Raw genomic sequence first — 23,328 nt, 5'->3', positions numbered from 1 at the left:
ACGTTTTTTTTAGCACATTAGTCCCGGTCAAGTTTTTAGTACAAAATAGAATGTTTCAAATGAACGATAATGCGAGACAATTTGCCTCGCCGATTTATTTAATTACAATGCCTTAAATTTACTTGGGTAGTGACACTTCATGAACATAAACAAAAAACGTATTTATATCGCTTATACTGGCGGCACCATAGGAATGAAAAAATCTAAAAACGGTTATATTCCAGTACAAGGATATGTTTCTGATGTGGTAAAAGGGTTGACTGAACTGCACCGAGAAGAGATGCCTAATTTTGATATACACGAATACTGCCCTGTTATTGATTCTAGCAATATGACCCCTAATGACTGGCAGTTTATTGCTGATGATATACAAGCAAAATACGACCAATATGATGGCTTTGTGGTATTGCACGGTACCGACACAATGGCGTATACAGCATCTGCGTTGTCTTTTATGTTAGATAACTTGCAAAAACCAGTTATCGTTACAGGGAGCCAAATTCCACTTTCTGAAATACGCAGTGATGGACAACTTAACTTACTAAATTCGTTATATTTAGCAGCTCATTACCCGCTCGCTGAAGTTGGGTTATTTTTTAATAACAAATTATACCGGGGAAATCGCTCAACTAAGGCGGACTCTTCAGGGTTTAATGCTTTTGAAAGTCCCAATTGTGACCCGTTAATTACCGCTGGAATTCAAATCAACGTCGACCTAGGTCAGTTAGTTGTTACCCCGCCGCGCAATGAAAGTAAGTTAACTGTCATTCCAATTAAAGACCAACCAATTGGCGTCGTTAGTTTATACCCTGGAATATCCCATCAAGTTATTGCAAACATTCTTGCTCAACCTGTAAATGCGTTAATCATACAGAGTTATGGTGTTGGTAACGCACCGGAAAACGAAGCGTTATTGAACGAAATTGAGCAAGCCCATAAACGCGGCATTTTGGTTGTAAATCGAACGCAATGCCACAGAGGCATGGTTAACATGGAAGGATACGCCACAGGTCATGCACTTAAAGATGCAGGTGTATTGTCCGCGAGAGACATGACGCTAGAAGCTTGCCTTACCAAAATTCATCACTTGCTGAGTCAAGATCTTAGTTATGACGAAGTTCGAAGACGCTTTGAAATAAACTTAAAAGGTGAACTTAGTTTGTAGTTTATGTGCGGTCATTCGACTTATAGTCCAATTAAACAAAGAGACACGCATAAAAAAGCCAAATACACAGTATTTGGCTTTTTGCTTAATGGCTGAAATAGCCTAAGGGTTAGTTCATAAAGATTGGCTTGATCCGATCTAACAGAACTAAATCTGTTTCTTCAAATACTCCGGCTGTAAGCCACTCTTCTAATAAGTCTTGAGTAGAATATTCGATACCCTGTTCTAGTTTTTCCGACATTAAGATCATTTGTATTTCGTTACGTTTGGCTTTGTCTGCCGCTGGCGAACTAATACCGGCAATAAGTTCGAGTTTTATTGTCACAAGATGGCGGTCTGATTTACCATTTGTATTCAAGGCAGTTTGCCATGCTGCTTTAAGATGATTAACTTCGGCCTTTTCGCCAAGGGCTAAGCTTTTAACCGCAGCAAACAAATCAACGTAAACTTGCTTTTCTTGTAACTCTCGTTGTTTGCCAATCTGAACGTCACATACAGCGTTAATTTCTTGCCCCGTACGTTTAAGCTTTTCATATTGACCTTTTGACAATCCTTCGAGCGAACTTAGAACAGCCTCAACGTCGTCTATAACTGATCGTAATTCACTAATGTCACTACCATTGTTCGCTCGCTCTGCTAGGTCTTTAAGCCTGTCGGCAAAGTCATCATAGATAGCTAACGATTGCTCTCTTTGCTGCTTATAAGCTTCTTCACGCTGCGCAAAAATAGGATTGTTTAGCGCCCTAAATTCTCGCCATAATTTTTGGTCAACATTTTTTCCAGCAAAACCGACTTTCTGCCACTTATTTTGTAGCCCCTTTAAGTTGTCAATTTTCGAGTCTAACTTGTCATCGGACTGAATGATCGCCTCTGCTTTTTTAAGGATGTCACGTTTTTCTTGTTCATTATCGCTGTGATGGTCGTTAATGGCTTTACGAATTGGTGAGCAAAGCGTACGGTATTTTCCGTTAACTTCATCCACTTTTTCACGGTCAACCAAACCAGTTTCACGCCAAAGCTTTGTTAACTTAACAAATACAGACTCCAACTCACGCCAATCAGCGACTTGTGAACTTGTTAAATTATCGTTGAGTTTTTGCAGTTGTTCTAAAATAAGCTGCTTGGCTGCCAAACTATCACTGCGCTCTTTTTCTAACATTTGGTAATGTTCTCGACATGGTACAAATGCTTGCTCACATAAATCGTCAAACTGCTTATTTAACTCAGTTTCCGTATCGTCACCAGCATGGCCAAGACTTTGCCAATTTGAACGTAACAAACGTACACGATGAGCTTGTTCTGTAGGATCTGCTATAGGCGTCGTCGCGAGTGTGCCAATTTCTTCAAGCAACTCTTGTTTTTTAGGATTTGAAAAAGATCGCTCTAATTCACGCAGGCCATCTACTTGCTCTTGTAGAATTTGCCATTTATTTGTCAACTGAGCTTGTTGATAATCATTTAACTCTGCAAACCAAAACGTCAATTTCTTAAACAAACCAAATGCGTTATGGTAACGGCCTTCTTTTACAAGCCCTTCTAACTCCGCCATTTTACGACGCGTTTGATTAAACATTTGCTTTTGTTCGCGCTCTAATTGCCAAACGGGTTCTTGCAGCGCTGTTAATTTAATTTTGTATTCATTAGCAATGTTTTCAGGAAGCGCGATATTTGCCTGCGACACATTTTCCTGCCAACGCAATTTAATGGCTTTAAACTGAGGATTAAACACATTTAAAGACGCTAGATCTTTTGGCGCCTCTAACTGTGACAGCTCAGTAATCACTTGCGCAGCATTAATTATCGCTTGTTTTATTTGTGGGACTTGATTTGCACGATTAAAAATTGATTCGCAACGTTTGATTAATTGCGCTTTGTTTTGTTCAGTTAACGCTAATTCGTGACATTGCTTTGAAATAGAATTGATCGTTTCTGTGATTTGAACCTGATCAATTTCTTTTTCTTCCACGATAGACGAAGTGATTTGACCTTCCACACTGTCTAGTTGCGTATTGAGGGCAGTATAATTTTTATCTTGTTCGATGGCAGTTTGGCGTATAGCTTGTTCTTTTTCAAATTGCGCTTTAAGCGGCGCTAAAATACGTTCTAAGCTGACATTTATGGCGTTATATTTGGTAGCCAGTTCTGTTTGAACAGACTCGCTTAATAAGCTGATATCACGTTCATTGGCAAGCCATTCGGCGTTTAAACTTGTCATTTGCGATTGAATCACATCAAAATCGCTTTTTTCTTTTAATGCATTAAGTCGAGCCAACAACAACCGAACATGCTTTTCGATTTTAACCGGACGTTCCGCTTCTTCGGTAAGCACTTGAATTTTAGCGTTCACTAATTCAAGTTGAGCCGCTGTTAATTTTTTAGAGAGTTTTCGTAACTGCCCTAGCTCATTGGTATTTTCTATGAGTTGCTTTTTTAACTCCGCTGATAAGGCTGAGTCTGTAATGGCTTTAAAATAAAGAGATTCTTTATCTAGTTTGTTAAGGACAGATAAAACTAACGATTCATCATCTAAGCTAAAAACCACTTTCTCAAGTATGTGGCTAATATTACATTCAGTAATAAATTTTGATTTTAAGCTCGCATCAATTTTTACGGTGCCCTTTCCTGTAAGACTATCGACGATAACTTTTTCAGCGTGCTTTTTAATCGGTTCTGAAACATCGTGTTTAAATGCTTGCCACCACAATGCAAAATCACTTAATTTATCCAAAGCGGCGCGTCTAACTTTGTCATTATTGTCGTTAAAAGCCAGTTCATGAATAATGGGTTTATTAGAAAGGTCACTCAATTCTAATTCGGCAATTGCCGCTAATCGGTCACTGACTTTTTCACTTAGCCATTTTTTTCTTTTAAAAAGATTCTTAAATATCATTTTCGTCAAACCTTGCAATGTCGTTTGCTGCCAGAAACTCTTTTTTGAGTTCACTTTTGGACTTAACTACCATTTCACCATCTTCACCAATAGTGAAGTGCTGAGTAGACTTTTCGATTTTCGACTGATAGGCGATAACCAGTTGCAGAGCATTATCTTTTTGCTCCTGTGTTGCAACACGGCCATTTTGCCACTTTCCAGTTTCGACAACGTATTTTAGGTTTTCGAAAACTTCGGGGGTTACACCCGCTAAAAGTTGTTCAATACTCATTATTTGTCCTTAATACTTTTGTCGTTTGGCGAGAATGATCCGAATTCGATTGACGATATACCACACAAAACCAATTACAATGGATGCCTGCGCCGCAACAAATTGTGGTGACTCCGGATCATCAAGTTTGTAGTACGAGAAACAACCTGCCAAAAATAACAACATAGCAATTATCTGATGTGTCATAAGGGTTTGGTTGGATTTTAACGAACGTATTTTGTTTAAACTATGAAGTTTTTCTTCTGTTAACTCGGTCATATCGAGTTCGCAGTGTGGGCAAGCTTTGTGTTTATCCGAAATGTTATTGGCACATTGTGGACATTTGATAATCGCCATATTGGTCTACCTAAAGGAGTTTTAAAATTTTACGGCAACACCGTAAACGCAGAAAGCACCCTATTAAAGGGTGCTGTTTTATCGAATCAATAATTACTTGGTATCGTTCTCTTTATTGAACTTAACCCAATAATCACCAACAGTTTCTTTCATTTCTTTGCGTAGTAATAAAATACCGAACAAGTTCGGTAATGTCATGACGACGATTGCGACCGCAGCTAATGTCCATATTAGAGATGTATCGGCATAAGAAGCCCAAAAGAACCCGGCAACATATATAACACGATATGGCATTACTGATTTTGCCCCTAACAAGTAGGTCATCGCACGGTCACCATAATAAGACCACGCTATTGCTGTTGAAAACGCAAAGAGTAATAGCCCGATTGTGACAATATATTTACCATATTCACCAAAATAACCTTGGGTGAATGCTTTGGTCGTTAAGGCCGCAGAGTGGATCAAGGAGTCACCTCGAACAATAATCTCGTCGTTTTTCAGTTGGCCACCAATAACTTTTAACTTACCGTTATACACATGGTCACCAGGTAACAAAAATACAACGTTCTCAGCAAATGAACGTGAATTTAAAATTGTGAAGTCACCAGTAACCGCAATACCTTCACGGACAATGATTTCGCCATCAAAATCTTCAACTTTACTTGGTTGTCCATTTAAGTAACTGGATATTTCCGCAAAATCTTGTTCATTTTGTTGGCTGTAAGTGCCTTTCAATATTTCCATATCTGAGCGCTGGAATACATTTTCGTATTTTTGATGCCACGCACCAGAAGATAAGATCACCATACCTGTCAGTGTACAAATAATAATGGTATCAATAAACGGTTCTAAAATAGACACCATACCTTCTGATACTGGGTTATCGGCTTTTGCTGCAGCGTGAGCAATTGGCGCTGAACCTTGACCAGCTTCGTTTGAAAACAAACCACGGTTAACACCTTTAGTAAATGCATAGGCAAATGCGGCCCCGACAAAACCACCCGTTGCTGCGGAACCTGTGAAGGCTTCTGCAAAAACAGAGACAAATGAAGGAACAAGATTTTCGATGTTATAAAATATAACGCCTAATGCACCAATGATATAAAGAATTGACATCGCAGGGACAACGCGTGATGTAATGTACGCAATACGTTTAATCCCGCCTAAGATAACTAGCGCTAATAGAATCGCAAGAACACCACCTGTAACCATATGGTCAATACCAAATGAGTCGTGCATTGAAACGGCAATGTTATTAATTTGTGGCAGGCTGCCTGTACCAAATGAGCTGATAACCGTTGCAACGGCGAATAACACAGCTAACCATTTCATGTTTAAACGGCGGTCCATATAATACATTGGGCCACCAGACATAGTACCGTCTTCAGTTTTCACACGATATTTATGAGACATGGTTACTTCAACAAACTTAGTTGTCATACCAAAAAAGGCAGTCATCCACATCCAAAATAGAGCCGCAGGCCCACCGATGGAAAGTGCTAAAGCAACACCACCGATATTACCAGTACCGACGGTACCCGATAGAGCCGTTGCTAATGCTTGGAAATGATTTGTATCACCTTCCGCACCTTTTTTGTCGTACTTACCGGTAACTACTTTCCATGCATGTTTAAAATAACGAATTTGCGGGAATTTTAAATATAGCGTGAAAAAAACACCCGTACCGAGTAACACATACGGAAACCAAGGCGAGCTGCCTAAAATACTATCTAGAAAAACAAGTAGGTCATTAAAAGCCGTCACTGTTTGTTCCTTTTTGTTGTTATTGTTTTAATTAATGCGCGGCGTTATTTTTATTGATTACCGCGCAGTGTAGGGTAATTATTATCGTAACGTATCAACTACAGCTAAAATTGCTGTTAATACATCTGCGCCAAATTTAGCTGAACGAACATCGTTCCAACCATAGTCGACATCTGGTGCATTGTTGTGATCTTTAAATGGCATCTCAACCGTGTAGGCTAAACACTTAAATTGTTCACCTACCCAAGCTGAACCCACCGTTTTAAGCGCTTGGCCAGGTTCATCTTTTGGATACCCAAATTCATCTTGGAATTCAGGTGTCACTGCGGCATAAGATTGTTTAAACAGAGTTTCAAGGTCTCTGTGTTTCTGGTCGTAACTTTCAATACCTTCACAACCGGCCACAAAATTGTATGGAATTGCTTCATCGCCATGAATATCTAAAAACATATCAACACCTGTAGATAACATGTGTTCGCGAACGTAATAAACTTCTGGGCTATTTTCTTTACTTGGTGTTAGCCATTCTCGGTTTAAGTTAACGCCATTGGCATTTGTTCTTAAGTGCCCTCTTACCGAGCCATCTGGGTTCATATTTGGGACGATATAAAACACAGCTTTTTGCTGTAAAAGTCGAGACGTTGCATCGTCTAAATCAAATAAACGTTCTAACAGGCCTTCAACATACCATTCGGCCATCGATTCGCCAGGATGTTGACGTGCGGTGATCCAAATTGATTTTTTGTGTTCTGCGGGTTCACCGACTTGGATAACCGAAATATCGCGACCATCGATGGTTTGACCTAGAGTCGTTAATTGCGTGTTGGGATTTAATTGTGCGCTGTGGATTAGATCTAAATGTCGTTCGTAGGAATATGGTACAAAATAGGCGTAAAATACGTGGTCAAATTCAGGGATATGGTTAATAACGAGTGGTCCATCATCATAATCAGTGTCGACTCTGAACCAAGTGTTACGGTCATATGAGGCCATAACATTATAATCTTTCCAACCTTCTGGGTAGGCTGACTGTTGAGCATTCAATATTTTAATTGTATGTTCTTCACCAGCTGAAGTTTCAAGTTTAAAATGAAACCATTGATAAAAATCAGAATTATTGTCTTTCTTTATATTTAACTGGATATCAGTTGCAGACTCTAAACGGACAACTTCAATATTTCCGCTGTCAAAATTACTGCTTATTTTCATTATATTTCACCAATTTGTTAAACCTAGATGAGGTTATCATATTCTATCTAGTTTTAACCATAGGATCTTGGTGATCTAGGTGATCAATGTTTATAAAATCAACGCTCTTAGCCGCATTCCCAATTCAGATGAATAGCCAAGCGATTTAGATACGACTTTTTGATCCGCATCCAGTAAATAATACGTCGGAAATCCAGTGATATTAAACTCATCTGCAACTTCGTTTGTTCCGAGTAAAACTGGAAAGTCCAACTTATGCTTAATGATCTTCATGTGAACATCTTCAATTTGTTGGTAGCTTAATACCACAGAAACAATATTAATTTCGCTTCCATAATCACGATAAAAGTCTTGAAGATTTGGTAGGCTAATATTGCAAACACTGCACCAAGGGGCCCAAAAATAAATAAGCGTAGGCTTACCTTTTAACTGCTCAGAATTAACCGTCGTGCCCTTGACTGTTGGCATGATGAACCCAGGAACAGTTTCATCATAGCTAAGCAACGATGTCTCTCGTATCGTACTCACTAGATTAAATACAAGGAACACAACTACAATTTGAGTAAGTATATTTTTAAACATTTTTAACCTCATAACAACGTCACTCTACAAGACCGTTCGAGTCTGACTATTATTACAGTTAAAATGCGTAACGTGCATTTATACTCATTTGTCTTCTAGGCTGTGGAACCCCAAAGTCATTAAGTGATTGACGAGGTTCATAACCGTTATATTGATTGTCGTTTAGGTTTTCTACTGCAAATTGGAAAGATAAGTTGCGACCCATCTGATAATGCAAAGAAAGGTTTACAATAAATTGACTAGTTTCAGAGAAATATTGCTCGTTACCATCGGTAAAACCCTGACTTATAGAACTTGCAGGGCGATAAATGACATGTACATTTGAACGCCACTTCTCATTGCTCCAAAAAAGACTTGCCGTTGCAAAATGATCGTACTGAGCATTTACTGTATCGCTAAATATATGCGTATAGGAAGCTCTGGCGGAGAGATTTGGGGCTATATCCACATTACTTAACAATTCAATACCATTTAATTCAGTACTGCCGCTGTTAAAGAAGGTAAATCGTTGATTACTTGGAAGCTCTTGATAAACAATTAAATCAGTCATTTTTGTATGGAACAAGGTGGTTTCTAACATGAACTTGTCATTTGTCATTAGCCATTGTAACTCAGACGTTTCAACTAATTCTGGTTTTAGTGTTGAATTGCCAACTGTTACACCGTCGTTTGAATACAATTCATTAGTCACGGGGGCTCTAAATGCCTGCGAATAAATAGCTTTTATTTGATGCTGTTGGTCTAATTTTCTAATGTAAGCAATACGAGGTGAAAAAGCATCACCGGCACTATTATAATTTTCATAGCGACCACCTATAAATACTTTTTGCTGGTCATCGATTTGCCATTGTAATTCACCAAACCATGCGCGGCTTGTTATTGAGTCTTTTAAGCCTTCAAAATCACCTAGTTCAGATAATTTGATCAAACCATTTTGGTAATGCGCGTCAATTGCAGGACTTGTTGATTGGCCATCATCTGTAACGTGCGTGGTTACCACACCGGCTTTTACTTGGGATTCTCGCTGAACTTCAACGCCTACACTAAATTCTAAACTTTCACTATATTGGTGACTGATATTAGCCTGTAGCGCATAGCGGTCAGTTCCCCAGTAAGGCCCTTGGAGGACATCATGGCTAAATGGTGCAATTCCCGATGATTCAATAAAGCCAGCGGACTCGATTAAATGATCGGCATATTCTAATTGTGCACTTAATTGGGTCTTAGGATTAAATGAATACTGCGTTTTACCATACCAATATTGGTTTTCAGAAAGATAATAGTTAAGTGGATGATAACCATTGAGGTTAATAAACCCATCTTGTTTATGACTATCTTTTCGGTAACCGAGTTCAAAATTGGCATTTGACCAATTGATTGCCATCTGCTGATGTTCATATGGATTACGGGTTTCAACATCGTTTAACGTTTGTTGGTCGCTAATGATGAATTTCTGACCATCAGCTTCTAAAAACGAAAAATTTGCGGCAAGCGTGCCATTAAATAAAGATTCAGTTAATCCAAAGCTAAAACGTGATTGGCCATTGCTACCGATCCCTGCAGCCAAGTGATCATCCTTTTTTGTTACAATATTAATCACGCCTAAGAATGCATTGCTGCCATATTTAGCCGATCCTGGACCGCGTATTATTTCTACCTTCTCGGCCGTTTCCAAATTAATGAAAGGGGTATATACACTTGCTTTACCAAATGAAACTTCGTTAATTCGCACACCATCTATCATGACCAACACATAGCCGTTGTCGAGATAGACGCCTCTAGATTGTAACTTTGATTGAGCCCCAACTTTCTCCCCTACTGTAGTTTGAAAACCCGGTACAAAGTTCATTAAGTCATAAAGATTGTCGACACCATATGCCTGAATATCACCACTAGAAAATACGGTAACCACAGAAGGAGATCCCGCAATTAACTCGGAGCTAAATCCTGCGACACTCGTTTCAACTTGCAATAATTCTTCTATTGATAACGTGAATAAATCGCTATTGTCTTGTTTGGCGTGAGCAAAGGGGGCAACCAATAATGTCGATAACAACAAGGATGATCTGACATCAATCATATATTTTCTCAAAATAACTCAAAGTCTTAAAAGATTTGTTTGGAAGATTAACCAAAAAACAAAAAAAGGTCACTGATTTTAGTGACCTTTTTAAAATTGTTTTTGTTTTTAAACAGGGAGTGATGGGTATTGAATACCTGCCATTTGTTGCATGACACGTACAACTTGGCAACTGTACCCAAATTCATTGTCATACCAAACATACAATACAGCGCGATTTCCATCGACAATCGTCGCTCTTGAATCAATAACACCTGCGTATCGATTGCCCACTAAATCGGTAGAAACGATTTCGGTTGAGCTCGTGAAATCAATTTGGTCACGTAAATCAGAATGTAAAGCGACATCGAGTAAATGCTCATTTAATTCTTTTACCGACGTTTCGCGGTCTAAATTAAGGTTCATTATAGCCATTGATACGTTCGGGGTTGGGACGCGAATCGCATTGCCAGTCAATTTACCTTCTAATTCAGGTAACGCCTTAGACACAGCTTTAGCCGCTCCAGTAGACGTTAATACCATATTTAGCGCTGCGGCTCTGCCACGTCGTTCAGCTTTATGGAAGTTATCAATTAGGTTTTGGTCATTTGTATAAGAATGGACCGTTTCAACATGACCGTTGTTTATGCCATATTCATCATTTAACGCTTTTAACACCGGTGTTATTGCATTTGTTGTACAACTTGCGGCACAAACAATTTTATCGTCTTTTAAAACATCTAAATGGTTTACACCATAAACAATGTTTTTAATTTTCCCGCCCGCAGGGGCTGTTAACAATACTTTTGCTGCGCCTTTGGATTTAAGATGAAGGCCAAGTCCATCTTCGTCTTTCCAAATACCCGTATTATCTACGATTAAGGCATTACTAATTCCATATTTAGTATAATCAACTTCATCTGGTGAGTTGGCATATATAACCTGAATATAAGCACCATTTGCTTTTATTACATTTGCTTTTGCGTCAACGGTAATGCTGCCGTTAAATGGTCCGTGAACTGAGTCGCGGCGTAATAAACTGGCACGTTTTTCTAAATCCCCGTCTTTACCACCACGAACAACAATTGCACGTAAACGTAAATTAGCGTTAGGACCATTTTTTTCAATAAGCAATCGAGCCAGTAAACGACCGATACGACCAAAACCATAGAGCACAACATCCTGCGGTTTTTCAGCCGGTGGCTGATCTAATACAAGTGCTAATTCTCGTTTTAAATACGCTTCTTTTGTAAGCCCTTCCCCGGCGTTTTTAAATAAATAACCGTAGGCTAATTTACCAAGGTCTACTTTTGCAGGATTCAAATTAAGATTGTTAATGATTTCTAAAAACTCAAAGCTTTCTTTAAGTCTTAACTTGTGGTCTTCATATTTAGAAACTGTTTTATGTGCTTTGATAACATCAATTGTAGAAGCAGAGACAAGTGGACGACCATAGACGCAAATTTCAATACCACGATTACGATACAACATACCAATAAGCGGTTGCATACGTTCTGCAAATTCTTGTCGCACTAACCAACTTTGTTGATATTGCTGTTCTGGAGTTAAAGTCATTCTTTCTACCTTCAATTAATTAACGTTGCGGGATAACTAGATGTAAAGCACCTAAAAAACGAACACATTGTAAAGGAACAAACCAAAACATGAAAGTTATTTTGTACTATTACACACCTAACAACAAAAATGACAATTAACTGAACAACGTGACTATTGTTTATCTTTTATAAATTGGCAAAAACGGAGTCGCTTCATGCTTTATAGGCAGATCCGCCTGAATATGTAAGCCCCCTAAGACGGAATAAAAGAAAGTGACAAAGAATTAACACAATACCGCTTACCAGTTTCTGTCGGGCCGTCATCAAAAATGTGTCCTAAATGGGAATCGCAATTAGTGCACAATATTTCAATTCGGGTCATGCCATTTGAGTGGTCCTTAATATATTCGACGGCCCCGTCAATGCTTTGGTCAAATGCAGGCCAACCACAGTGGGCATTAAATTTTGAATCAAAAGTAAACAAAGGTGCTTGGCAACATGTACAAACATAAAGGCCTTTTTCACTGTGGTTTAAAAATTTGCCTGTACCTGGATACTCCGTTCCTTTTTTCCGCGTCACTTTAAATGCTTCTGGACCAAGTTGTTCCAGCCACTGTTCATCGGTTTTTACTATTTTTGACATTTGTCACTCCTGCTTAATCGAAACGTTAGTTTAGTATAGACATAAAAAAACCACATACTGAGATGTGGTTTTTTCGTATTATATTTTTACGATGGGTCGATCTTTATGACTCCATTCGACATGGTATTTTTTGCCAGCGGCTTTATCTGTGCGTGCAAAAGTATGCGCCCCAAAAAAGTCTCGTTGCCCTTGCAACAAATTAGCAGGTAATACCGCGCTACGATAAGAATCATAATAAGCTAAAGCGGATGAAAATCCTCCAACCGGAATGCCCATCATAGTTGAGTTTGCTACAGTTCTACGCCAATTAGATTGAAACTTAGATATTTGTTCAGAAAAAAACGGGTCCATTAACAAGTTGGTTAAGTCTTCATCACGTTGATAAGCTTCAGTGATCGACTGAAGAAAAACAGCTCTAATAATACAACCAGCACGCCAAATTTTAGCTATGCCTGCAAAATCTAAACTCCATTCATATTCTTTAGCGGCCATACTCATAAGTTGGAAACCTTGAGCATAAGCACATATTTTAGAACAGTACAAAGCGTCGTGTAGTTCTCTAATAACCGTGTCTTTATCTAAATTCATTGTTGAAATATCAGGACCAGCCAAAATCGTTGATGCCTTTACTCTATCTTCTTTTAATGTCGACAGAGCGCGTGCATAGACAGCTGATGTAATGGTTGGTGAAGGGGCACCGATTTGCAGTGAACTAACCGCAGTCCATAGTCCAGTCCCCTTTTGACCTGCTTGATCCAAAATAATATCGACCAAAGGCAATTGTGTTTCAGGGTCAATGTGCTCTAAAACTTCTGCACTGATCTCAATTAGGTAACTATTTAATTCGCCTTTATTCCAATCTCTAAAAATCTTGGCGATTTCACTAGGTTGCATATCCAAACCAGTTCGCATGATATTATAGGCTTCGCAAATTAACTGCATATCAGCATATTCAATACCATTGTGGACCATTTTCACATAGTGACCACTGCCGGTTCCACCGATATAAGTGGCACAAGGCTCGCCTTCTAACACTGGATTTCCTGGTTCGAAACGTTCAATTGGCTTACCGGTAGTAGAGTCTACTTTAGCGGCAATGGCTTTTAACATAGGTGCTATGCGAGTCCATGCATATCGGTCACCACTTGGCATCAATGAAGCACCAAAGCGCGCGCCAACTTCTCCACCCGAAACCGCAGTAGAAAAGAATAAAAGCTTACCTTCAAAATCTTTTTCGCGTTGAACTGTGTCAGTCCATAAGCTATTGCCAGTATCAACAACAATATCGTCGGCTTGTATACCGGCGTCGATAAGTTTATGACAGACGTCATCAACTGGCTTGCCTGCTGGTACAGATAACATTATTAAATGAGGGGATTTTAGTTTTGCTAATAGTTCGGTATAAGAGGTACAAGGAAAAATACGCTGAGGGTTTTCACCTCGTTCGACTTCATCTTGTTTTATTGCGTCATTAACTTTGTCTGTGTCTAAGTCGAATGCAGCAATTTTGTAACCATTATCTGCTAGGTTTAAAGCTAAATTTTTGCCCATCACACCTAGGCCAATAAAACCTACATCACACAATATTTCTTGGTCTGACATTTTACGTCGCCTCTTAATCCGAACCAAATTCGGCATAGCCTGAAATTTGGCGCGGATTATACAAAAACTATCCTTCCATTCATACCGTCAAGAACAATTAATTATACAAAGGAACAAATTCCAATATTAAAGTTAACTATCCGGCACAGGTTTAAAGGTCACTTTAAACCTTAAAAACGAATTAGGCTGTTTGAGACTTTTGACCAATAACACAATTATCGTAGTCGATTTTCCACAAACTCAAGCTATTTGCATTTTGTTTGTATAACGTTGTTCCGACCGAAACATGTTCGTCAGCATAAGGTTTAGACGTATCTATTACTAATGTTTTAGTGAGCCCGTCTGGCACGTTATAACCAACGTCTTTATTTGACGAATTAAAGATCAATAACAGTTGGTAACATTTATCTTCGTCAGCAACGAGTAAACCCAGGCATTGATTATAATGATTGTGCCAATCTTCAATCCGTTTCTCTTCGCCATCTGGCCTTATCCAACTGACTTTATGATGATAAGTGCTGTGTTCAAAATTATCATCCGGCAGAAAACAATGTTTTAACACAGAGAAGCGCTTTCTAATTTCGATACAACGTTTCATAAATTGTAAAAATGCCGATTGACGACTGTCAATTGACCAATTCACCCAACTAATTTCGTTGTCTTGACAATAAGCGTTGTTGTTGCCGTTTTGTGTACGACTTAACTCATCACCAGCTAAAAGGTGGGGGATCCCTTGTGAGAAGAGTAAGGTCGCAACTAAATTGCGTTTATGTAATTCGCGTTTATCAACAATTGCAAATTCAGATGTTGGCCCTTCTACGCCATAATTTTTAGAAAAATTAGCGCCATGTCCATCACGGTTATTTTCTAAATTAGCTAAATTGTGGCGATGGTCGTAACTCACTAAATCTTGTAACGTAAATCCATCGTGGTAACAAATGTAGTTTACTGACGAAAGTTGACTTCGTTTTCCTTTACGAAATACATCTCGCGATCCTAATATTCGACTCGCAACTTCAGGTACTAGGCCTTTCTCACCGTTCCAAAACTTGCGAATACCGTCGCGATATTTATCGTTACATTCATTCCAATAAGCGGGGAAGTTACCTAATTGATAGCCTTCTGGCCCAATATCCCAAGGTTCAGCAATTAATTTACATTGACCAACAATAGGATCTTGAGCGATGGCTTTGAACAATGCCGATTTACGATTAAATCGCTCACCATTTCGGCCCATAGTTGCCGCAAGATCAAATCGAAATCCGTCTACCTGCATTTCAGTTAACCAATAACGAAGTGAGTCCATGATCATACGTAAACTGAAGTCGCTGTCACAATTAACTGTGTTGCCACAACCGGTATAATTGGCGTAGTCTAAGCAATAATCATCGTAAGTCATAAGGTAAAAGTCGAATTCAGCTAACCCTCTAAAACTCAGAACAGCGCCATCTTTACCCGCTTCGGCAGTATGGTTATAGACCACATCTAAAATGACTTCCAAACCATTTTCGTGGAAAGTTCTAACTAAGGTTTTAAACTCGACAACCGCGTTATGTTTGGCGTATCTTGGATCTGGAGCAAAGAAATTTATTGGGTTGTATCCCCAATAGTTAGTTAGTTCCAGGTCCTCAAGTCGGGGCTCCGACATATAGGAAAACACTGGCATTAACTGCACACTGGTAACCCCTAATGATTTAATATGGTTGATTACATTAGGATCGCATAGCCCTAGATATGTACCTCTATTTTCTTCAGGGACTAACTCATTGAGTTGTGTAAATCCTTTTACGTGTGTCTCATATAATATGGTTTCTTCGCGAGGGGTTTTTGGCTTTGTCACCCCTTGCCAATCAAAATCAGGCGATTTGAGAGTAGATTTAGGAATGAAAAATGGACTATTTTCTTCATACAGACTTTTATTCCAAATAACAGGACGATTTATCCCCTTTGAATATGGGTCGATAAGCAATTTGTCATTAACTTGCTTGCCCTTATTCTCGTCTTTTTGTATCGCTTGTACTGCATATAACCAGTCACTATTTACCCCCAAAAATTCGGCATGAAATACTTTGCCGGTGCGGTGGGCCAATTCAACTACAGCCACTTCCTCTTCAGTATCAGGTAAGAAAAAATGAATAAATAATTGCGTCGCATCAGATGCGAAGACTGCGATGTTTAGTTTCTCTGCTTGCCAGCTCACTCCAAGCGGGCAAGGGCTGCCCGTTTGAGGTGAAAATTGTTTAGTTTGAGCCATAGTAACCATTTAGTTGTTGTGGTAGTCATTCAGACTTGCCGTTAAAACGGCAAATCATTTACTTTAATTTTAAAAAGATGGTGCTCAAAGGTGGCAAATTAACAAGTAGACTATTTGCCTTATCGTGCCATAACTGTGGTTCAGAATTTAGCGGTTCACCCGCTGAATAGTTACTTCCCCAGTAATACTCACTGTCAGAGTTAAATATCACTTTATATTCGCCCGCTTGAGCGACACCAACGCGATAGTTGTTTCTAGGAATAGGCGTAAAGTTGGAGATTACAATTATGTTCTCGCCTTTGCTATCTGTACGCATAAATGACACGACACTGTGTTCAGCGTCAGAATGATCAAGCCATTGGAAACCGCCATGTTCATGATCTAATTCATGAAGCGCGGTCTCGCTACGATACAATTTGTTCAAATCACGATATAAGTTTTGCATACCCGAATGTTTATCAAACTCTAAAACATGCCAACTTAAACTTTGATTGTGGTTCCATTCTTCGCATTGACCAATTTCATTCCCCATAAAGTTTAGTTTTTTACCTGGGTGAGCATACATAAACGAAGCGTAACAACGAAGATTCGCCGACTGTTGCCATTCATCCCCAGGCATTTTACCCACTAGTGAACCTTTGCCATGAACCACTTCATCATGGGAAATCGGCAAGACAAAATGTTCGTCGTAGTTATACACCATTGCAAACGTAATATCATTGTGGTGATAACGACGGTACGACGGATCTTTAGATATGTAATTTAGCGAGTCGTGCATCCACCCCATATTCCACTTAAAGTCAAAGCCTAACCCACCATGTTCTGACGGTTTAGACACGCCAGCAAACGATGTTGACTCTTCTGCAATGGTCATTGCATGTGGGAATTTGGCATGAACATCGTCATTCATCCAACGCAACAAACTTATTGCTTCGTAATTATGATTCCCGCCGTCAACATTTGGTATCCATTCACCTTCATTACGTGAATAATCCCAATACAACATAGACGCAACCGCATCAACACGCAGTCCATCAATATGAAACTTGTCAACCCAATACAAAGCGCTTGCAACTAAAAACTGTCTGACTGTGTCTTTACCATAGTCATAAATACATGAGTTCCAATCAGGGTGCCAACCGCGACGTGGGTCTTCGTATTCGTAGACATTAGAGCCGTCAAATCGAGCTAATCCATGGGCGTCTTCTGGAAAATGAGCCGGAACCCAATCAACGATGACCCCGATATCATTTTTGTGACACTCGTCTACAAACGCTTTGAAATCGTCTGGGTCACCAAATCGTGAAGTTGGTGCAAATAGACCGGTTGGTTGATAGCCCCAAGAACCATTAAATGGAAACTCAGTTACTGGCAACACTTCTAAATGGGTGTATCCCATATCTTTTAAGTAGGGAATAAGTTCCTGTGCCATTTCTTGATAAGAAAGCGAAACCTGTTCACCGTCAATAATTTTAGTCCGCCACGAGCCTAAATGAACCTCATAAATTGACATCGGTTGACGGTAAACATTTTGTTTCGGTTTAGACATCCAAGAGCTGTCTTGCCATTGGTATTGATTATGGTCATAAACTACAGAGGCAAATGATGGGTATTGATCATGGCTAAAGCCAACAGGATCGGCTTTATGTGGAAGACTATGCCCATGCGCATCTTTTAATTCAAACTTATACTTATCGCCTGCAACAACACCCGGTACGACTAATACAAAATGCCCACAATCGGTTTTTTGCATTGGTAAAATACGACCATCCCATTCATTGAAATCGCCTATTAAGCTACAACTCATGGCATTTGGAGCGAATACGGCAAAACGTGTCGCAGATACGCCGTTTTCTAATGTGATTAATTGTGCACCGAGTTGTTGATATATGTTTTCGGCGGCTGTCGCCAAATAATGAACAGCATGATACGCCTCATCCTTATAAAAATAAGGGTCGTTAATTTCTTTTTCTACGTTATCAACAGTCGCAACTAGCTTGTAATTAAAGTAATTTTTTCTTCGAGGAAACTGTTTTTCAAACAAGCCGTTTTTAACTTCGACCAATTCGCCTAAATTTTTGCCAGTTTTTACATCTAATACCACTACCTTACTTGCCTTAGGTTGCCATACTCGAAGCATAATGCCTTTATTGTTGTCGCCTGGTTGCATACCAAGATGTTCAAATGGAAAGGTTACGTTAGCTTGATTAAGTCGATTTACCAAGGCATTCGGTTGTTGCATATTTATTCCTTAACAAAATTCTAAATGCGAAACATCGTCTAAGGCATTTACCACCTTAGACGATGCTTTAAATTACAGTATTCGTTAGTCCCTATTCGAGTCAATTAATAACTTTTTATCCATTGACTAAAATAAATACCTAAAATATTAATTTCACTTCTTATTTTTTACCATCCTAAGACGCTGATTGTCGAGCTTTTGTCAGTTCATTTGTTAGATGATTTATTTCATTGATAGAAAATATGTCTTCTAAGTTAGTACTGAGCTTACGTCGCCAATTTGGATATTCTGAACTTGTACCTGGAATATTCACCGGCATGTCCATCTGTAACCAGTCTTCTAACTGTAAACTTAACAGAGCAGAGGCCCCTTTAGCCATATGAATTTGCATGCCGTAGTTCAATGCTTGTGTCATCGGCACTTCATTCGCATCTTTCCCAATTTCTTCTGGCAAAGAATTATGTCCATGTAAACTATCTAAAATACATTGTTTGGCATGTATACGGTCAGCATATAAATTTTTGATGAGTTCTTCACCTTCGTATAGTCCAAGTTGTTGACCAAGTTCTAAATCTTTACAGTGCCAATAGCCAATGAGGGTTGGCATATCATGTGTCGTCAACGTTGCCATTGCTTGTTCAACATAATGTTTTGGCGAGTAGAAACCGCCATCCTCGGCCTGCTCAAAGAAAAACACTTTATAAGAGTGAATACCATTTTCTTTTAACTTGCCTACGATATTGTCTGGCACAGTACCTAGGTCTTCACCAATGATTGAACATTTATTTAAATGGCTTTCTAACGCCAATATTGCTAATAAATCATCAACCGGGTAATAAACATAAGTGCCCTCTTTCGCTGACTCACCCGCCGGAACCCACCACAATCTCAATAATGCCATTACGTGGTCGATTCTAAGCGCACCACAAGCATGCATATTGGCTCTAAATAAATCAATAATTGGCTGGTAGGCTTGTTGATAAAGTCGTACGGGATCCATTGGTGGTAAACCCCAATTTTGGCCGAGCGGGCCTAATACATCTGGCGGAGCACCAACCGATGCGTCTGTACGATACAAATCTTTATTTGCCCAAATTTCTGTCGAACCTTCGCTAACCCCTACGGCTAAATCTCGATAAGTGCCAATCGCCATACCTTTGGCTTTGGCCAGTTGATCGACATCTTCTAATTGTTGCGCTGCTACAAATTGCAGATACATATAAAAATCGACTAAATCACTATGTGCTTTTGCAAATGATTTCACATCTTCAGAATCATAATCACGGAAACCTTCCGGCCACACAGGCCATCCCCAATTGTCGCCGATAAATTTACCTTCGGCTTTAAAAGAGTCTTGAATGGCGTCAAAGGTTGCCATTTGCTTTAAGCTATCGCCACCAAGCTGTTTAAAGTCCGCAAATGCTTTGGCCGTTTTGGTATTTTTAGAAACTTCATTTGCTACAAAAAACGAATATAACGGCTTTAACGCTTTTAATTTAAGATCCATTACAGAGCCATAATCAACGTCGTTTGTTTGCTTGGCTAAGTTTAATTGCGCGATAAAATCGTCAGATGCAACTAGCTTTTGAACGTCTTTGCTCTCGTTAAAGCCAACAACACTCTGGACATCGATATAAATAACATTAAGCCAACGTCGAGAAGACGGGCTATAAGGGCTACAGGCGTCAGCATTGTTTGGGTACAAAGCATGAATTGGGTTTAGACCAACAAAGTCAGCTCCACGGTCTGCCACTTTATCAATTAATACTTTGAGGTCATTGAAGTCGCCTACCCCCCAGTTACGAGCACTACGTACACAGTAAAGCTGAATACTAGGGCCCCACATTTTTTTACCCTGAATTAAGGCTTGCTGTTTATAACATTCTTGTGGCGCTACAATTAACTTTCCTTCGCCTAATGCCTCTTCTACGCCTTTTTCAAATAACTCGATTTTGTAATAACCCATATCAAGTTCTTCGTTAAATTCAAATGCATATTGTTGTATTTCGACATCACGGATCTCAACAGCGGCGATAAGTTCTTGCTCTACAGCCACAAATTCAAATTCTTGAATAACGCGATTACCCTGAGATATCTTTAACACCAAAGGATCATTGGCAAAATCGATTGGTAATTTAAATAGTAATCTGGTCACTGAACCTGTTCGAACCACAGTTACAGGTTCGACAACACAAAGCCAACTTTGTTCTGCCTCATCATTCACTTTTTCAATTAATGCCGCTTCGTCATGGACTGGATATCCCATGGCTGCAAGAATTTTTTCTTTAGATTCTTGTTTAATTACTGCGCGTGTCCCCCATGCGTCAGTGTATTCCGATTCTATACCGCGTGCCTGAACAAGTTGTTCGACTAATGATGCATTCATGCTCATTCCTATGCTATGGAAATTAAAGAGAGTTTGTGGAGTTTGACCCAAAAAAAATGTTCACTCCCACCCAGTCAGGTTGTAACTATAAAAGCGTTTTGGCTTCTATTACCACTACATACGTTTGCATAAGATAAGTGCGGCATTTTTATATAGAAAACTTGCTAAATTTCGTTAGTAGGCTATCGACTAAGTACGTAAATAATATGACACCTGTATTAATAAACAACTAAAACACGATGATTTGGTTATTTTTTTACGATATAGGGTAATGTCGTAAAAAATATTCGTTGATAACAGCAAATAGCTTTACATGACGGAGAAATAAATGTAATTTTATTACAACTTTGTAAATTGAATACACTATCTATAGGTGCTTTATGACTATTCGCGTAGCTATTAACGGATTTGGCCGTATCGGACGTAACGTTCTTCGTGCGTTATATGAATCAGAAAAAAATTATGACCTTAAAATCGTTGCAATAAACGATCTTGGCGATGCCAGCATCAATGCTCACCTTTTGAAATATGACACGGCACACGGCCGTTTTAATGCTCAAGTTGAAGTGGCAGATGACTCTATTGTTGTTAACGGTGACGTGATAAGCGTGACGTCTGAACGCAACCCTGCTGACTTGCCTTGGGCAGAGCAAGAAATTGATGTTGTTTTTGAATGTACGGGTATTTTCCAGTCTAAAGAAGCAGCAAGTGCGCATTTAGATGCCGGCGCTAAAAAAGTTATCATCTCAGCTCCGGCTAAAAATGTTGACGCGACTATCGTATACGGCGTAAACGAAGACACGATTACGAGTGACATGACTGTTATTTCAAATGCGTCTTGTACAACGAACTGTCTCGCACCATTTGCTAAGATCTTAAATGACGAATTTGGTATCGAGTCTGGGCTTATGAATACAATTCATGCTTATACCAATGACCAACGTTTGAGCGATGTATATCACACTGATTTGCGTCGTGCTCGTGCAGCGGCAATGTCTATGATCCCAACTAAAACAGGCGCGGCAGCGGCTGTTGGTCTAGTGGTTCCAGAACTAGCTGGTAAAGTTGACGGTTTAGCGGTTCGTGTTCCAACAATTAATGTTTCGTTAGTTGATTTAACATTCATCTCTAAAACAGACGTAACAGCAGAACAAGTTAACGACGCTATCCGAAACGCTGTTGCAAAAGGCGGTTCATTAGCGGAAGTATTGGCAGTGAACGACGAACCTCTCGTTTCTGTTGACTTCAATCACATTGCATACTCTTCAAACTTTGACGCAACTGAAACCCGAGTAATTGGTCGATTGGTTAAAGTTATGAGCTGGTACGACAACGAATGGGGTTTCTCAAACCGCATGTTAGATAATGCAGTTCAGTTAATGACTGCAAAATAATTTTTCTGAATTAAGAAACATTATTGTATAAGATTGTAAAAGGTGGCCTTAGCCACCTTTTTTTGTTTTCAATTTTGGTGAATAAATGAATAACCCGTATATTAAGTTGGTAAAAAATAAAGACGCTTCGGATATATTTGATTTGGTACACCCGCGATTTACTGCCCAGATCAGTAAATTTGGAGGGCACTTATTAGCGTTTAAACCAACCAATCAAGAACAATGGCTGTGGTTATCTACCAGTGCTAAACTAGATGGTTCAAAGCCTATAAGAGGTGGTGTACCGCTTTGTTGGCCTTGGTTTGGTCCGGCAACGGGCGAATTTGAAGGCGAACCGCAACATGGTTATATCAGAAGTCTTGATTGGGAATTGATTCTCGTTGAAGGTGACGATAAAGCGTTAACCGTTAGATTATCCCCTATTATGCCGAGTGAACTTAAAGAAAGACTAGGTTTAGACGTATTTGTTGAATATAAATTTTCCAATAAATTAAAAATAAGCTTAGTTACGACAAACGTCAGTGAAACGCCACGTCCCCTTTCTCAAGCAATTCATACTTATTTTAGAGTGGACGATATCCATAACACTGAGATCATAGGGTTAGATAACTGCCAATTTGTAGACAAACTGACTAAAGAGTCAAAGCAACAAGTCTCAGATATTAAAATAGATCAGTCAGTAGACAGAGTATACGTCACGGATCAGCCTGATTTGTCCTGTAAGACGAATACGACGACTAGATTAATCAGTGGCGCGGGTCACGACTCTATCGTTGTCTGGAACCCTTGGAAAGAATTGGCCAAAGATATACCTGACTTTGACGACAACGGATATTTAAATATGGTGTGTATTGAAATGGCCAACACTCAAGGGTTTATATTAGCACCAGGAAAAACCCATAAGTTAAAACAAAACATTCGGTAGATTAAGCTTAGTACGGGTAATTTAAAAACTTGCAAACACTAAAAATTAAA

The 23,328-nt window shown here is 39.3% G+C and carries 16 protein-coding genes; 3 read left to right on the top strand and 13 right to left on the bottom strand.

What is annotated here, in order from left to right; genetic code table 11:
* The first annotated feature begins 145 nt into the window (after positions 1-145).
* Entirely contained in the window at positions 146-1,165 is a 1,020-nt protein-coding gene (ansA, locus tag KO525_RS05750; RefSeq protein ID WP_215963043.1) for an asparaginase, read from the top strand.
* Positions 1,166-1,274: 109 nt separating this feature from the next.
* Here ansA and KO525_RS05745 read toward each other — a convergent pair whose 3' ends face one another.
* From KO525_RS05745 to malQ, 13 genes are all read right to left on the bottom strand, one after another.
* A complete protein-coding gene (locus KO525_RS05745) occupies positions 1,275-4,055 on the bottom strand; it encodes a DUF349 domain-containing protein (protein WP_215962841.1) in 2,781 nt (926 codons plus the stop codon).
* Positions 4,045-4,326: a YeaC family protein gene (locus tag KO525_RS05740; protein ID WP_215962840.1), complete on the bottom strand. Its 282-nt coding sequence runs from the start codon at positions 4,324-4,326 to the stop codon at positions 4,045-4,047. The genes KO525_RS05745 and KO525_RS05740 overlap by 11 nt, the downstream gene beginning before the upstream one ends.
* A gap of 9 nt (positions 4,327-4,335) precedes the next feature.
* Positions 4,336-4,662 carry a hypothetical protein gene (locus KO525_RS05735; RefSeq protein WP_215962839.1) on the bottom strand — a complete coding sequence of 109 codons (327 nt, stop codon included), beginning with the start codon at positions 4,660-4,662 and terminating at the stop codon, positions 4,336-4,338.
* A 93-nt stretch (positions 4,663-4,755) separates the two neighbouring features.
* Positions 4,756-6,426 carry a sodium:alanine symporter family protein gene (locus KO525_RS05730; RefSeq protein ID WP_215962838.1) on the bottom strand — a complete coding sequence of 557 codons (1,671 nt, stop codon included), beginning with the start codon at positions 6,424-6,426 and terminating at the stop codon, positions 4,756-4,758.
* Between the two features lie 81 nt (positions 6,427-6,507).
* Positions 6,508-7,635 carry a M14-type cytosolic carboxypeptidase gene (locus KO525_RS05725; RefSeq protein WP_215962837.1) on the bottom strand — a complete coding sequence of 376 codons (1,128 nt, stop codon included), beginning with the start codon at positions 7,633-7,635 and terminating at the stop codon, positions 6,508-6,510.
* Positions 7,636-7,725: 90 nt separating this feature from the next.
* Positions 7,726-8,217, bottom strand: coding sequence for a redoxin domain-containing protein (locus tag KO525_RS05720; RefSeq protein WP_215962836.1), 492 nt, complete (start codon positions 8,215-8,217; stop codon positions 7,726-7,728).
* Positions 8,218-8,275: 58 nt separating this feature from the next.
* On the bottom strand, positions 8,276-10,297 hold the full coding sequence (locus KO525_RS05715) for a TonB-dependent siderophore receptor (protein WP_215962835.1): 2,022 nt from the start codon (positions 10,295-10,297) through the stop codon (positions 8,276-8,278).
* 108 nt (positions 10,298-10,405) lie between these two features.
* The gene (locus KO525_RS05710) at positions 10,406-11,851 is read right to left on the bottom strand and encodes a glyceraldehyde-3-phosphate dehydrogenase (protein ID WP_215962834.1); all 1,446 of its coding nucleotides are present in this window, start codon (positions 11,849-11,851) and stop codon (positions 10,406-10,408) included.
* A 234-nt stretch (positions 11,852-12,085) separates the two neighbouring features.
* Positions 12,086-12,475 carry a peptide-methionine (R)-S-oxide reductase MsrB gene (gene msrB, locus KO525_RS05705; protein ID WP_215962833.1) on the bottom strand — a complete coding sequence of 130 codons (390 nt, stop codon included), beginning with the start codon at positions 12,473-12,475 and terminating at the stop codon, positions 12,086-12,088.
* A 78-nt stretch (positions 12,476-12,553) separates the two neighbouring features.
* A complete protein-coding gene (gndA, locus tag KO525_RS05700) occupies positions 12,554-14,077 on the bottom strand; it encodes an NADP-dependent phosphogluconate dehydrogenase (protein ID WP_215962832.1) in 1,524 nt (507 codons plus the stop codon).
* 181 nt (positions 14,078-14,258) lie between these two features.
* Positions 14,259-16,331, bottom strand: a complete 2,073-nt coding sequence (glgX, locus tag KO525_RS05695; RefSeq protein WP_215962831.1) for a glycogen debranching protein GlgX — start codon at positions 16,329-16,331, stop codon at positions 14,259-14,261.
* 58 nt (positions 16,332-16,389) lie between these two features.
* Positions 16,390-18,573, bottom strand: coding sequence for a 1,4-alpha-glucan branching protein GlgB (glgB, locus tag KO525_RS05690; RefSeq protein WP_215962830.1), 2,184 nt, complete (start codon positions 18,571-18,573; stop codon positions 16,390-16,392).
* A 175-nt stretch (positions 18,574-18,748) separates the two neighbouring features.
* Entirely contained in the window at positions 18,749-20,959 is a 2,211-nt protein-coding gene (gene malQ / locus KO525_RS05685; protein ID WP_215962829.1) for a 4-alpha-glucanotransferase, read from the bottom strand.
* 380 nt (positions 20,960-21,339) lie between these two features.
* Here malQ and gap point away from each other — a divergent pair, with 380 nt between their 5' ends.
* Complete coding sequence (gene gap / locus KO525_RS05680) at positions 21,340-22,353, top strand: type I glyceraldehyde-3-phosphate dehydrogenase (RefSeq protein ID WP_215962828.1); 1,014 nt, start codon at positions 21,340-21,342, stop codon at positions 22,351-22,353.
* Positions 22,354-22,438: 85 nt separating this feature from the next.
* Positions 22,439-23,278 carry a D-hexose-6-phosphate mutarotase gene (locus KO525_RS05675; protein ID WP_215962827.1) on the top strand — a complete coding sequence of 280 codons (840 nt, stop codon included), beginning with the start codon at positions 22,439-22,441 and terminating at the stop codon, positions 23,276-23,278.
* Positions 23,279-23,328: the final 50 nt, after the last annotated feature.

The organism is Psychrosphaera sp. B3R10 (genome assembly GCF_018861025.1).
In the GTDB taxonomy this organism is placed as follows: domain Bacteria; phylum Pseudomonadota; class Gammaproteobacteria; order Enterobacterales; family Alteromonadaceae; genus Psychrosphaera; species Psychrosphaera algicola.
This window is presented reverse-complemented; position numbering and strand designations above follow the sequence as displayed.

Bases quoted from the DNA above. Each gene is read 5' to 3' on its own strand.
- KO525_RS05675 (WP_215962827.1), top strand. From the start codon at position 22,439: ATGAATAACCCGTATATTAAGTTGGTAAAAAATAAAGACGCTTCGGAT.
- KO525_RS05740 (WP_215962840.1), bottom strand. From the start codon at position 4,326: ATGAGTATTGAACAACTTTTAGCGGGTGTAACCCCCGAAGTTTTCGAA.
- KO525_RS05720 (WP_215962836.1), bottom strand. From the start codon at position 8,217: ATGTTTAAAAATATACTTACTCAAATTGTAGTTGTGTTCCTTGTATTT.
- gndA (WP_215962832.1), bottom strand. From the start codon at position 14,077: ATGTCAGACCAAGAAATATTGTGTGATGTAGGTTTTATTGGCCTAGGT.
- gap (WP_215962828.1), top strand. From the start codon at position 21,340: ATGACTATTCGCGTAGCTATTAACGGATTTGGCCGTATCGGACGTAAC.
- glgB (WP_215962830.1), bottom strand. From the start codon at position 18,573: ATGCAACAACCGAATGCCTTGGTAAATCGACTTAATCAAGCTAACGTA.
- malQ (WP_215962829.1), bottom strand. From the start codon at position 20,959: ATGAATGCATCATTAGTCGAACAACTTGTTCAGGCACGCGGTATAGAA.
- KO525_RS05725 (WP_215962837.1), bottom strand. From the start codon at position 7,635: ATGAAAATAAGCAGTAATTTTGACAGCGGAAATATTGAAGTTGTCCGT.
- KO525_RS05710 (WP_215962834.1), bottom strand. From the start codon at position 11,851: ATGACTTTAACTCCAGAACAGCAATATCAACAAAGTTGGTTAGTGCGA.
- msrB (WP_215962833.1), bottom strand. From the start codon at position 12,475: ATGTCAAAAATAGTAAAAACCGATGAACAGTGGCTGGAACAACTTGGT.
- KO525_RS05735 (WP_215962839.1), bottom strand. From the start codon at position 4,662: ATGGCGATTATCAAATGTCCACAATGTGCCAATAACATTTCGGATAAA.
- glgX (WP_215962831.1), bottom strand. From the start codon at position 16,331: ATGGCTCAAACTAAACAATTTTCACCTCAAACGGGCAGCCCTTGCCCG.
- KO525_RS05745 (WP_215962841.1), bottom strand. From the start codon at position 4,055: ATGATATTTAAGAATCTTTTTAAAAGAAAAAAATGGCTAAGTGAAAAA.
- KO525_RS05715 (WP_215962835.1), bottom strand. From the start codon at position 10,297: ATGATTGATGTCAGATCATCCTTGTTGTTATCGACATTATTGGTTGCC.